The 12,826-nt window shown below is 46.9% G+C and carries 11 protein-coding genes; all 11 read left to right on the top strand.

Annotated elements, in window-relative coordinates; genetic code table 11:
* The first annotated feature begins 51 nt into the window (after window positions 1-51).
* The 11 genes from adhE (at window position 52) to C4K46_RS09770 (ending at window position 12,824) form a co-directional block, all read left to right on the top strand.
* Window positions 52-2,703, top strand: coding sequence for a bifunctional acetaldehyde-CoA/alcohol dehydrogenase (gene adhE, locus C4K46_RS09720; RefSeq protein ID WP_209628989.1), 2,652 nt, complete (start codon window positions 52-54; stop codon window positions 2,701-2,703).
* Window positions 2,704-2,869: 166 nt separating this feature from the next.
* Window positions 2,870-3,532, top strand: a complete 663-nt coding sequence (locus C4K46_RS09725) for an HAD family hydrolase (protein WP_209628991.1) — start codon at window positions 2,870-2,872, stop codon at window positions 3,530-3,532.
* Between the two features lie 378 nt (window positions 3,533-3,910).
* Window positions 3,911-4,612: an N-acetylmannosamine-6-phosphate 2-epimerase gene (locus C4K46_RS09730; RefSeq protein ID WP_209628993.1), complete on the top strand. Its 702-nt coding sequence runs from the start codon at window positions 3,911-3,913 to the stop codon at window positions 4,610-4,612.
* 10 nt (window positions 4,613-4,622) lie between these two features.
* Entirely contained in the window at window positions 4,623-5,759 is a 1,137-nt protein-coding gene (locus C4K46_RS09735) for an ABC transporter ATP-binding protein (RefSeq protein ID WP_209628994.1), read from the top strand.
* Between the two features lie 34 nt (window positions 5,760-5,793).
* Entirely contained in the window at window positions 5,794-7,110 is a 1,317-nt protein-coding gene (locus tag C4K46_RS09740) for an ABC transporter substrate-binding protein (protein WP_209628996.1), read from the top strand.
* 751 nt (window positions 7,111-7,861) lie between these two features.
* Window positions 7,862-8,749, top strand: coding sequence for a carbohydrate ABC transporter permease (locus C4K46_RS09745; protein ID WP_209628998.1), 888 nt, complete (start codon window positions 7,862-7,864; stop codon window positions 8,747-8,749).
* A gap of 15 nt (window positions 8,750-8,764) precedes the next feature.
* Complete coding sequence (locus tag C4K46_RS09750) at window positions 8,765-9,595, top strand: carbohydrate ABC transporter permease (protein ID WP_209629000.1); 831 nt, start codon at window positions 8,765-8,767, stop codon at window positions 9,593-9,595.
* Window positions 9,596-9,858: 263 nt separating this feature from the next.
* The gene (locus C4K46_RS09755; RefSeq protein WP_209629002.1) at window positions 9,859-10,314 is read left to right on the top strand and encodes a NanQ anomerase/TabA/YiaL family protein; all 456 of its coding nucleotides are present in this window, start codon (window positions 9,859-9,861) and stop codon (window positions 10,312-10,314) included.
* A gap of 19 nt (window positions 10,315-10,333) precedes the next feature.
* A complete protein-coding gene (locus C4K46_RS09760) occupies window positions 10,334-10,984 on the top strand; it encodes a DUF624 domain-containing protein (protein ID WP_209629004.1) in 651 nt (216 codons plus the stop codon).
* 19 nt (window positions 10,985-11,003) lie between these two features.
* Window positions 11,004-11,921 carry a dihydrodipicolinate synthase family protein gene (locus tag C4K46_RS09765; RefSeq protein ID WP_209629007.1) on the top strand — a complete coding sequence of 306 codons (918 nt, stop codon included), beginning with the start codon at window positions 11,004-11,006 and terminating at the stop codon, window positions 11,919-11,921.
* An 18-nt stretch (window positions 11,922-11,939) separates the two neighbouring features.
* Window positions 11,940-12,824, top strand: coding sequence for an ROK family protein (locus C4K46_RS09770; RefSeq protein WP_209629009.1), 885 nt, complete (start codon window positions 11,940-11,942; stop codon window positions 12,822-12,824).
* The last annotated feature ends 2 nt before the right edge of the window (window positions 12,825-12,826 follow it).

Below are 12,826 nucleotides of genomic sequence, written 5' to 3' on the forward strand. Positions count from 1 at the left end.
TAAAAAGGAGAAGCAGTCTTTGTTAATCGCTAACAACTCATGGAGGAATATATGGCTGATAAGAAAACTGTAACACAAGAAGACAAGGTACTGGCTGCTGAAAAGCACGTTGATGAGCTGGTGCAAAAGGGTCTCCAGGCCCTAGAGGAAATGCGCAAGTTAGACCAAGAGCAGGTCGATTTTATCGTGGCCAAGGCTTCGGTAGCAGCGCTAGATGCCCACGGACAGCTGGCCCTGCATGCCTTAGAGGAAACGGGTCGGGGGGTCTTTGAGGACAAGGCGACTAAAAACCTCTTTGCCTGTGAGCATGTGGTCAATAACATGCGTCACACCAAGACCGTAGGGATTATTGATGAGGATGATGTAACCGGTTTGACCTTGATTGCTGAGCCCGTTGGGGTGGTATGTGGGATTACTCCGACTACCAATCCAACCTCAACAGCTATCTTTAAATCACTGATTGCCCTCAAAACTCGTAATCCAATCATCTTTGCCTTCCACCCATCTGCCCAAGAGTCTTCTGCCCATGCGGCTCGGATTGTTCGAGATGCAGCTGTAGCGGCAGGAGCACCTGAAAACTGTGTGCAATGGATTGAGACCCCGTCTCTGGAAGCAACAAATGCTCTGATGAAGCATGAGGGGATTGCCACTATCCTTGCGACTGGGGGAAATGCCATGGTTAAGGCGGCCTACTCTTGTGGGAAGCCAGCCCTGGGTGTTGGAGCGGGAAATGTCCCTGCCTACGTTGAGAAATCTGCCAATATCCGTCAGGCCGCTCATGACATTGTCATGTCCAAGTCCTTTGATAATGGAATGGTCTGTGCTTCTGAGCAGGCTGTCATTATCGATAAGGAAATCTATGATGACTTTGTGGCCGAGTTTAAATCCTATCATACCTATTTCGTCAATAAAAAAGAAAAGGCCCTCCTAGAGGAATTCTGCTTTGGAGCCAAGGCTGGCAGCAAAAACTGTGCTGGGGCTAAATTGAACCCAAATATTGTCGGGAAATCAGCGGTTTGGATTGCCGAGCAGGCAGGATTTTCAGTGCCAGAAGGGACCAATATCCTGGCTGCTGAATGTAAGGAGGTCGGTCCTAAAGAGCCTCTGACTCGTGAAAAACTCTCACCAGTCATCGCTGTTCTCAAGTCTGACTCACGCGCCGACGGCCTAGAAAAAGCCCGTCAAATGGTCGAGTTTGATGGTCTGGGTCACTCCGCAGCTATCCATACAGCAGACCAAGACCTGACCAAGGAATTTGGTAAAATTGTTAAGGCCATTCGGGTTATCTGCAATTCACCTTCTACTTTTGGTGGAATTGGTGATGTTTATAATGCCTTTCTACCTTCCCTAACTCTGGGCTGTGGCTCTTATGGTCGCAACTCAGTTGGTGATAATGTTAGTGCTATCAATCTCTTAAACATCAAGAAAGTAGGAAGACGTAGAAATAATATGCAATGGTTTAAAGTTCCTTCAAAAACATACTTTGAGCGTGACTCTATTCAGTATCTCCAAAAATGTCGCGATGTTGAACGGGTCATGATTGTCACCGACCATTCTATGGTTGAGCTTGGTTTCCTAGAAAGAATCCTCGAGCAGTTGGAGCTCCGCCGCAATAAGGTGGTCTACCAAATCTTTGCCGATGTTGAGCCAGACCCTGATATTACAACGGTTTACCGTGGTACAGAGATTATGCGCTCCTTCAAGCCAGATACCATTATCGCCTTGGGCGGGGGCTCACCGATGGACGCGGCCAAGGTTATGTGGCTCTTCTATGAGCAACCCCAAGTCGACTTCCATGACCTGGTTCAAAAGTTCATGGATATCCGTAAACGGGCCTTTAAATTCCCAGAACTAGGCAAAAAGACCAAGTTTATCGGTATCCCAACCACTTCTGGTACCGGTTCTGAGGTGACACCTTTTGCCGTTATCTCTGACAAGGCCAATAACCGTAAATACCCAATTGCTGACTACAGCTTGACTCCAACCGTGGCCATTGTCGATCCAGCGCTGGTTATGACCGTACCTGACTTTGTGGCGGCCGATACAGGAATGGATGTCTTGACCCATGCGACAGAAGCCTATGTATCGCAGATGGCTAATGACTATACTGACGGTTTGGCCCTCCAAGCCATTAAGCTGGTCTTTGAACATCTGGAAAGTTCGGTCAAGAATGCCGATTTCGAGTCACGCGAGAAGATGCACAATGCCTCTACCATGGCGGGAATGGCCTTTGCCAATGCCTTCCTAGGAATTTCCCACTCTATGGCCCACAAGATTGGGGCCCAGTTCCATACCATTCACGGTCGGACCAATGCCATTCTCTTGCCTTACGTTATCCGCTACAACGGTACCCGTCCAGCCAAGACAGCTACCTGGCCTAAGTACAACTACTACCGGGCAGATGAGAAGTATCAAGATATTGCCAAACTGCTAGGTCTACCAGCCTCTACACCAGAAGAAGGTGTGGCTTCCTATGCCAAGGCTGTCTATGAGCTGGGTGAGCGTGTTGGTATCAAGATGAACTTCAAGGACCAAGGTATTGACGAGAAAGAATGGAAAGAGCAAGCCCGTCATCTGGCCTTCCTAGCCTATGAGGACCAATGTTCTCCAGCCAACCCACGTCTGCCAATGGTTGACCACATGCAAGAAATCATTGAGGATGCCTACTATGGCTATAAGGAACGCCCAGGCCGGCTTAAGTAAGCTAGCCCTTGTAAGGACTTAATACGCTTATCAGCCTCCCCACTCATTGTTGAGTGGGGTTTTATAATGGTCTAGTTCCTGGTCTAGGAACTGGCTAGACTAGCCCTTAGAAGGAGATTATGATTTTCTTGTGTTATACTAGTAGAAAGATAATGAGGAGGATGGAATGTTAAAAGCCCTTTTTTTCGATATGGACGGAGTGATTGTTGATACAGAATATCTGGACTTTCAGCTGCAAAGCCAGATGATTCGCTCTATTGCCAAGGAGCCGGATAGCTTGACCCATGAGGATTTTTCTCAGCTGGTGGGCCGGAGTCAGCAAGACCTGCTAGAAGCTATCAAGAATTTGAGCCAGACAGAGCTTTCCTTTGCGGAGCTTGAGGCTAGGCTAGCAGAGATAGCCCAGCAGAAGTATTACCAGCTAGACTATGAGGCCCTTTTTCGTAAGGATATTCTAGAAATCATTGCCTACGCTAAGAAGAAGGGCCTAATCTTAGCGGTGGTCTCCTCTTCGTCAAGAGAGCATATTGAGGAGGTGCTAGCAGCCTGTGGTTTGACGGATTCCTTTGATTTTCTGATTAGTGGGGCTGACTTTACCGCCAGCAAGCCCCATCCAGCGGTTTATCTGGCAGCCCTTAAAGAGGCCAAACTTGAGGCCAGTCAGGCCCTGGCTATCGAAGATTCCTACTATGGTATCTTGGCGGCCAAAAGAGCGGGTCTAAGGGTCATTGCCTATGAGGAGGAGCGAATGCAGATTGACCAGAGTCAGGCTGACTATCGGGCCAAGGACATGCTGGCTCTGCTAGAGCTTATCAAGGATTTAAGCTAGTTCTTAGCTGGCTTAGCGGCTCCAAGACGAGGTTAGAAGGCTGGAAGGGGGGAGCCCCTCTTTTTGCTTGGGCCTGAAAATACTTTCAGATTAAGAAATAAATTTTAAAGAGATGGGCCAAAAATATACAGATGGCCCTTTTTTGCTGAAAATACTTTCTTTATGGACGGGTCTTATTGAAAATAAATAATTATAATGTTAAAATGTGAATATGTAAGGGCTTACATTTCTAAAAAATATAAAAAGGAGGCTATCTCCCTTGATGAAAGGAAGATGTTAAGTCTGATTCCAGTCCCTATAAAATGCCAGGGCTAAAAAATTTTGCCTAAAATGAAAGCGCTTTATATATTGGGGTCAGCAGAGATAAGGAGAATGCAGATGTCAAAAATAAGTAAGACTGAGCTAATCACCAAGATTAAAGACGGCCTGATTGTTTCCTGTCAAGCTTTACCGCATGAACCGCTCTATACCGAGGAGGGCGGGGTCATGCCCCTCATGGCCAAGGCGGCTGAAGAGGGGGGAGCTCTTGGAATTCGAGCCAATAGTGTCAGAGATATCCAGGAAATCCAGCAGGTGACCGCTCTACCCATTATTGGGATCATCAAGCGGGACTACCCACCGCAAGAGCCTTTTATTACAGCGACTATGAAGGAAGTGGATGAGTTAGCCGCTTTAAACATCGCCGTTATTGCTCTGGACTGCACCAAGCGGGAACGCTATGACGGCTTGAGTGTGACTGAATTTATCCGGCAGGTCAAGGACAAATACCCTGACCAACTCTTGATGGCAGATATCAGTACCTTTGAGGAAGGCCTGGCAGCGGTTGAGGCAGGAGTGGACTTTGTCGGCACTACCTTATCGGGCTACACTTCCTATAGCCGCAAGGAGGCTGGTCCCGACCTAGACTTGATAAAAAAATTATGTGATGCAGGGCTAGATGTCATTGCTGAGGGCAAGATTCACTATCCCAAGGAAGTCAAGCAAATTCATGCTCTGGGGGTCAGAGGGATTGTCGTGGGCGGAGCCATTACCAGACCAAAAGAAATTACGGAGCGCTTTGTAGCGGCACTAAAGGAATAAGGGGAAGAATATGACCAGCTTAACATTAAAAAATCTTTATAAAAAATATCCCAATAGTGACTTTTACTCGGTAGAAGATTTCGACTTGGACATCAAGGATAAGGAATTTATCGTCTTTGTCGGTCCTTCAGGCTGTGGAAAATCAACGACCCTGCGGATGATTGCAGGGCTCGAGGACATCACAGAAGGGGAGCTCTATATCGACCAGGACCTGGTCAATGATGTGGCTCCCAAGGACCGGGATATTGCCATGGTTTTCCAAAACTATGCCCTCTATCCGCACATGACGGTTTACGACAATATGGCCTTCGGCCTCAAACTGCGCAAGTACAGCAAGGACGAGATTGACAGGAAGGTTCAGGAAGCGGCTGATATTTTGGGCTTGAAAGAATTTTTGGACCGTAAGCCAGCCGACTTGTCTGGTGGTCAGCGCCAGCGGGTGGCCATGGGCCGGGCGATTGTCCGCGATGCCAAGGTCTTTCTGATGGATGAGCCCCTGTCCAATTTGGACGCCAAATTGCGGGTATCCATGCGGGCCGAAATTGCCAAAATCCACCGCCGGATTGGGGCAACGACCATCTATGTCACCCACGACCAGACCGAGGCCATGACCCTAGCCGACCGGATTGTCATCATGTCTGCCACCAAAAATGATGCTGGGACAGGAACGATTGGTCGTATCGAGCAGGTTGGTAGCCCTCAAGACCTCTACAATGAGCCAGCCAATAAATTTGTCGCAGGTTTTATCGGTAGTCCAGCCATGAACTTCTTCGAGGTGACAGTGGACGGGAGCCAGCTGACAGACGCTCAAGGCTTCACCATTGGTCTGCCAGAAGGCCAGCAAAAACTCTTGACCGACAAGGGCTATCAAGGTAAGAAGGTCATCTTGGGTCTGCGGCCAGAAGATATTTCTGCTGACCTGATTGTCGAAGAGGCCTTTCCAGCCAGTGTGGTCGAAGCAGAGGTGGTCGTTTCAGAGCTCTTGGGTAGCGATTCGGTCCTTTACTGTAAGCTAGGCCAGCAAGAATTTTCAGCCAAGGTAGATGCCAGCTACTATGCTGCACCGGGCAGCAAGGTTCGCTTCACCTTTAAATTGCCAAAGGCCCATCTATTTGACTTTGACAGTCAAAAACGGATTGTTTTGTAAATTAAATTAACAATATTTTTAAGGAGAAAGAAGAATGAAATTCAGGAAACTATTTTGTTCATTGTTGACAGGAGCTGCTGTTTTATCTTTGGCAGCCTGTGGAAATTCTGGCGGAAATGCTAAAAACTCGGATGCTTCTGGCAAAACAGAAATCACCTGGTGGGCCTTCCCTGTCTTTACTCAGGAGAAAGATAGTGACGGGGTCGGTACCTATGAAAAATCAATTATTGAAGCCTTTGAAAAAGCCAACCCAGATATTAAGGTTAAGCTAGAAACAATCGACTTCAAGTCTGGACCAGAAAAAATCACAACCGCAGTCGAGGCAGGAACCGCACCAGATGTCCTCTTTGATGCACCGGGTCGGATTATCGAATACGGTAAAAATGGGAAATTGGCTGACTTGAACGACTTGTTTACAGATGACTTTGTCAAAGATGTCAATAACGAACAAATCATCAAGTCCAGCAAGGCAGGCGACAAGGCCTATATGTATCCAATCAGCTCTGCCCCATTCTACATGGCTTTGAACAAGAAAATGCTAGAAGATGCTGGCGTGGCAGACCTGGTCAAAGAGGGCTGGACTACAGATGACTTTGAAAAAGTCTTGAAAGCTCTGAAAGACAAGGGCTACACACCAGGTTCTCTTTTCAGTAATGGTCAAGGTGGCGACCAAGGGACACGCGCCTTTCTAGCCAACCTTTACAGTGGCTCTGTAACCGATGACGCTGTCAGCAAGTACACAACTGACGACGCCAAGTACGTCAAGGGGCTAGAAAAAACTGTGGGCTGGATTAAGGACGGCCTGATGAATAACGGCTCCCAATTTGACGGTGGGGCAGATATTCAAAACTTTGCCAACGGTCAAACCTCCTACACCCTGCTTTGGGCCCCTGCACAAAACGGTATCCAAGCAAAATTGCTCAAGGCCAGTGGCGTTGAAGTGGTGGAAGTTCCCTTCCCTTCAGAAGACGGCAAACCTGCTCTAGAATACTTGGTAAACGGCTTTGGTGTCTTTAATAACAAGGACGAAAAGAAGGTTCAAGCAGCTAAGAAGTTTGTGAAATTTATCGCAGACGACAAGGAATGGGGACCAAAAAATGTCCTGCGGACAGGAGCTTTCCCAGTTCGTAGCTCTTATGGTAAACTCTATGACGACAAACGGATGGAAACCATCAGTTCCTGGACCCAATACTACTCTCCATACTACAATACGATTGACGGATTTGCTGAAATGAGAACACTCTGGTTCCCAATGCTTCAGTCTGTCTCCAATGGCGATGAAAAAGTGGAAGCTGCCTTGAAGACCTTTACTGAAAAAGCAAATGAAACCATTAAAAAATCAAGTAAGTAATCATAAGTAATCAAATGAAAGCCCTCTTTTCTGAGAGTCATCCAACCGAAAGAAAAGAGGGTCTTTTGCAAAAGAAGGCAGTTTAGTGCAGACTTTAGCAAGGACACGCTAGTGGCTTTCGTTTCCTGTCAACACAAAGTGCTAGACAGAAAGTATCTGCTGACGTGAGAATTTCAAAACGATATTTTTTGAAATTCGAGCTAATGCAGCGCATAGAAAATTCCTATCAGAATTTTCGTTCAGTAGCGAGGAAGTTTACTTTCCGATACTGCTTGCGTCTGCTAACGAGCTTTGTATCTTGTAATTGAACACGGGCTAAAATCCTAGTAAAAAGTTCGCAAGCTAAAAACTGGTGAACATCTAAGCGCAGTAGCTGACTGACAGTTATCGGCGTCACCTTGTGACTTGTCACCAGTCTAGTCAGCCTTGCGGGGGTCTCACTAGGGACTTGCAAGCAAGTCCAGTTCGGCCGCCTATTTTTATACGGATTTCTTAACGCCCTTTGTATCTTGTAATTGAACACGCCCTAAAAACTTCGGAAATTAGACAAACCTTCCTAGAAGCTAGAGCTTCTTCGTCAGGTTTCCTAAATTTCTCTCGTTTTTTATACGGGCTTTGTATCTTAGAATTGAACACGGGCTAAACGCTGTGTAAAAAAGACGAATGCTCCTAGGAACCGGGCTTCCTTCGTCCCATTCCCTATTTTTACTTTGCGTTTGACGCCCTTTGTATCTTAAATGAGGTGTTTCATGTGAAGGTTAATAAATTAAGAATGAGAGAATCTTTAATCTCTTATGCGTTTTTGGCACCGATATTATTCTTCTTTGTCATTTTTGTATTGGCGCCGATGATTATGGGATTTGTGACTAGTTTCTTTAACTATTCCATGACTTCCTTTAATTTTGTCGGTTTGGACAACTATATTCGGATGTTCAAAGACCCTGTTTTTGTCAAGTCGCTAATCAATACGATTATTATCGTGATTGGCTCTGTACCGATTGTTGTTTTGTTTTCGCTCTTTGTAGCCTCCCAGACCTACCATCAAAATGCCATTGCGCGTTCCTTTTATCGTTTCGTTTTCTTCCTGCCAGTGGTTACAGGGAGTGTGGCGGTTACGGTTGTTTGGAAATGGATCTATGACCCCCTATCAGGGATTCTCAACTTTGTGCTCAAGTCAGGGCATGTGATTGAGCAAAACATATCTTGGCTGGGAGATAAGCACTGGGCCTTGCTTGCCATTATCATTATTTTGCTGACCACCTCTGTCGGCCAGCCCATTATCCTCTATATCGCAGCCATGGGAAATATTGATAATTCCCTAATGGAGGCGGCGCGGGTGGATGGAGCAACAGAATTTCAGGTTTTCTGGAAAATCAAATGGCCAAGCCTTTTGCCAACCACCCTCTACATTGCGATCATTACCACCATTAACTCTTTCCAATGTTTTGCCCTCATCCAGCTTTTGACTTCTGGCGGGCCCAACTACTCAACCAGTACCCTCATGTACTACCTATATGAAAGAGCCTTCAAGCTCTCTGAATATGGCTATGCCAATACCATGGGTGTCTTTTTAGCAGTCATGATTGCCCTGATTAGCTTTGCCCAATTCAAGATTCTTGGCAATGATGTCGAATACTAGAGAAAGGAGAAGAAGATGCAAAAGAAAAAATTAACCGCTTTTACGGTTGTTTCAACCATTGTTTTACTAGTCTTGACAATTCTTTTTATTTTCCCTTTCTACTGGATTTTGACGGGGGCCTTTAAGGCCCAGCCGGATACCATCGTCATTCCACCTCAATGGTGGCCCAGCATGCCAACGCTGGAAAATTTTGAACAGCTCATGGTGCAAAATCCCGCCCTGCAATGGATGTGGAACAGTGTCTTTATCTCTTTGACCACCATGTTTTTGGTCTGCATTACCTCGTCTTTGGCAGGCTATGTCTTGGCCAAGAAACGTTTTTACGGGCAGCGTCTCCTCTTTGCTACCTTTATTGCGGCCATGGCCCTGCCCAAGCAGGTTGTCCTAGTACCCTTGGTGCGGATTGTCAATTTCTTGGGTATTCATGACACGCTGGCGGCAGTCATTCTGCCCCTAGTCGGTTGGCCTTTTGGGGTCTTTCTCATGAAGCAATTTTCCGAAAATATCCCGACGGAATTGCTGGAGTCAGCCAAGATTGACGGTTGTGGAGAGATTCGGACCTTCTGGAGCGTAGCCTTTCCAATCGTCAAGCCCGGCTTTGCGGCCCTTGCGATTTTCACCTTTATCAACACTTGGAACGATTACTTTATGCAATTAGTCATGCTGACTTCGCGGCAAAATCTGACCATTTCTCTGGGTGTGGCGACCATGCAGGCGGAAATGGCCACCAACTACGGCCTGATTATGGCAGGAGCAGCCCTTGCGGCGGTACCGATTGTCGTGGTCTTTCTGGTCTTTCAAAAGTCCTTTACGCAGGGGATTACTATGGGGGCTGTCAAGGGTTAATCATCCCCAATTGCTCCAATACTTCCTTAGCTCTCCTTGCTGTACCCAAGTACAAGCAGCGTCGAGCTGCCTTGTCTTGGAGCAATCGACACTTCCAACACCTTGGACCTATGCCTTGTCCTAGGTCAGTAAATCCTTCAGCACCAGGCCTCGTTTCAGGTAAAGTTCCTTTGTGAAAAATTGCTACCTGTTGGCCGGTTAGAAAATTTTTTCTACTGAGAGTGGTCTCTTGGTGGAGCTATTGAAATAGAAAAGGATTTGTAATGATTTTTGATGAGATAAAAAATCTTGCTCGCTATCGAGGCTTGCAGTCATCTTTTGATAAGGTGCTTGCCTACCTTGCGGAGCATGACTTGGCCAGCTATGAGCTGGGCAAGTATGAGATTGATGGAAAGCAAGCCTTGCTCTTTATCCAGGACAACCAGCTCAATCAAGAGTCCAGCAAGCAATATGAATTTCATGAGAAGTATGCAGACCTTCATTTTTTGCTGGCAGGTAGTGAGAAGCTGAACTACGGTCAGCTTGTAGAAGAAGTCGTTCAAGCCTATGATACAGAAACAGACATCGGTTTTGTGACCTGTAAAGAGGCCTGTCCTCTACTTTTGAGGGAGGGAAATTTTGTTCTCTTTCTGCCTGGGGAGGCCCACCAACCCAGCCTTTATGGAGGAGGCAAGCAGCGGGTCAAGAAATGTCTGGTCAAGATTTCTTGGTCAGACTAAGCCTTAGAAAGGAAGAAAAATGAGAAACAGGGGAGCCCAGCTAATCAAGTCTGTCTTTAATACGGACAATTTCCTGATGAGAATAGCGGAGAAAATCTTTGATTTGGCTAGTCTGAATCTGCTTTTTCTCCTTTCTTGTCTGCCTCTTGTGACTATTGGCATAGCTAAGATGAGTCTGTATCAAAGCCTCTTTGCCATTAAGAAGGGGCGTAGGGTCAGTGTGCTTAAGACCTATCTAGGGGCCTTGCGAAAAAATTGGAAACGAGGCCTGCAAGTAGGAAGTTTGGAGCTATTGGTAGTCTTTTTATGCCTACTCAATCTCCTGCTTTTTAGAAAAATAGAGGACCTACCTTTTCAGTTGATCAAGGTCCTGTCCATTGCGGTCCTTGTTTTTATGACCATCCTCTTTTTATATGCCTATCCGCTGGCTGCTCGCTACCAGATGAGTTTTCAAGGCCTGGCCCAGGCTAGTATGCTGATGGCTAGCCTTCATTTCCTAGGGTCCTTTGCCATGGTGGGCCTACTTGGGGTCATCCTCTTCTTAGCTAGCTGGTCTGTGCTTAGCTTCTTGCTTTTGAGCCTGCTTTTCTTTCTCATCGGCTTTGCTGGCCTAGCCTTCTTGCAGCTAAAATTTTTGGAGCCCATCCTTGAGAAATACGGACAAGAATAAGATTGGAGAAAAAAGAAAAATGAAAAATTTAACAAAATATCAGGGGATTATCCCTGCCTTCTATGCCTGCTATGACGAGGCTGGTCAGGTCAGTCCAGAGCGCGTGCGTGCCTTGACGGAGTACTTTATTGCTAAAGGAGTCCAAGGGCTCTATGTCAATGGGTCTTCTGGCGAATGTATCTATCAAAGCTTAGCAGACAGAAAGCTAGTCTTGGAAGAGGTTATGGCGGTTGCCAAGGGCAAGCTGACCATTATTGCCCATGTGGCCTGCAATAATACTAGTGACAGTATGGAGCTGGCCCGGCATGCAGAAAGTTTGGGTGTGGATGCCATTGCAGCCATTCCGCCCATTTACTTCCGCTTGCCCGAATATGCAGTTGCCCAATATTGGAACGATATTAGTCATGCAGCACCAAATACAGACTTTGTTATCTACAATATCCCTCAACTAGCAGGCGTCGCCCTGACCCCCAGTCTTTATCAGGAAATGTTGAAAAATGAGCGGGTAATCGGTGTTAAAAATTCCTCCATGCCAGTCCAGGATATCGAGATTTTTGCTAGTCTAGGCGGAGAAGACCACCTGGTCTTTAATGGGCCCGATGAACAGTTTCTGGCTGGACGTATCATGGGAGCAGCCGCAGGGATTGGGGGCACCTATGGTGCCATGCCTGAGCTCTTCTTGAAGCTCAATCAGCTGCTTGCGGATAAGGACTTGGAGCAAGCGCAACTCTTGCAGTATCGCATCAATGCCATTATTGGCCAGCTGACTTCTGCTCAGGGAAATATGTATGCCGTCATTAAAGAGGTCCTAAAAATCAATGAGGGTCTGGATATTGGTTCTGTTCGAGCTCCGCTAGCTCCTCTTGTCGAGGCTGATCGACCAATTGTTGAAGAAGCAGCCCGCTTGATTCGACTGGCAAAAGAAAAATTTTTATAAGCAAAACCGAGGTAGAAGATGAAAAAGTATGTTCTAATCGATATCGGTGGCACCAGTATCAAGTATGGCTTACTTGATGAAAGTGAACAGCTACTGGAAAGTCATGAAATGGCAACAGAAGCCCATAAGGGTGGCCCAGAAATTCTGCGCAAGGTTGAGAAGATTGTGGCCACTTATTTGGAAAAGGAAGAATTAGTAGGCCTTTGTCTGTCCTCGGCTGGCATGGTCGACCCCGACAAGGGGGAGATTTTCTATGCTGGCCCGCAAATTCCCAACTATGCTGGCACCCAGTTTAAAAAGGTCTTGGAAGAGAAATTTTCCCTGCCCTGTGAGATTGAAAATGATGTCAACTGTGCTGGCCTAGCCGAGGTCAAATCAGGCAGTGGCCAGGGAGCAGAGGTGGCGCTTTGTCTGACAGTTGGGACAGGCATCGGTGGTTGCTTGCTCATCAATTCCCAGGTTTTTCATGGCTTTAGTCATTCGGCCTGCGAGGTGGGCTATCTCCACCTTCCCGACGGAGAATTTCAGGACCTGGCTTCTACCACAGCTCTGGTAGAGTATGTGGCCGACCTGCATAGTGATAGGCCAGCCTCTTGGGACGGCCGGCGAATTTTCCGAGAAGCAGCCGCAGGCAATACTCTCTGCCTTCAAGGGATTGAGCGCATGGTGGCCTATTTGGCCAAGGGAATTGCCAATATCTGCTATGTTGCCAATCCTCAAGTCGTGATTTTAGGTGGTGGGATCATGGCCCAGCAGGCTCTTTTAGGCCCCATGCTGGAAAAAGCCCTGGAGGAAAATCTGGTGCCCAGCATTGCGGACAAGACCAGTCTAGCCTTTGCCCACTATCAAAATACAGCTGGTATGCTGGGGGCCTATTATCATTTTAAGAGCAAACATCCCTAAAT

The organism is Streptococcus oricebi, assembly GCF_017883985.1.
GTDB classification, from domain to species: Bacteria; Bacillota; Bacilli; order Lactobacillales; family Streptococcaceae; genus Streptococcus; species Streptococcus oricebi.

Coding starts and splice junctions, on each gene's coding strand:
- adhE (WP_209628989.1), top strand. CDS start 52: ATGGCTGATAAGAAAACTGTAACACAAGAAGACAAGGTACTGGCTGCT.
- C4K46_RS09725 (WP_209628991.1), top strand. CDS start 2,870: ATGTTAAAAGCCCTTTTTTTCGATATGGACGGAGTGATTGTTGATACA.
- C4K46_RS09730 (WP_209628993.1), top strand. CDS start 3,911: ATGTCAAAAATAAGTAAGACTGAGCTAATCACCAAGATTAAAGACGGC.
- C4K46_RS09735 (WP_209628994.1), top strand. CDS start 4,623: ATGACCAGCTTAACATTAAAAAATCTTTATAAAAAATATCCCAATAGT.
- C4K46_RS09740 (WP_209628996.1), top strand. CDS start 5,794: ATGAAATTCAGGAAACTATTTTGTTCATTGTTGACAGGAGCTGCTGTT.
- C4K46_RS09750 (WP_209629000.1), top strand. CDS start 8,765: ATGCAAAAGAAAAAATTAACCGCTTTTACGGTTGTTTCAACCATTGTT.
- C4K46_RS09755 (WP_209629002.1), top strand. CDS start 9,859: ATGATTTTTGATGAGATAAAAAATCTTGCTCGCTATCGAGGCTTGCAG.
- C4K46_RS09760 (WP_209629004.1), top strand. CDS start 10,334: ATGAGAAACAGGGGAGCCCAGCTAATCAAGTCTGTCTTTAATACGGAC.
- C4K46_RS09765 (WP_209629007.1), top strand. CDS start 11,004: ATGAAAAATTTAACAAAATATCAGGGGATTATCCCTGCCTTCTATGCC.
- C4K46_RS09770 (WP_209629009.1), top strand. CDS start 11,940: ATGAAAAAGTATGTTCTAATCGATATCGGTGGCACCAGTATCAAGTAT.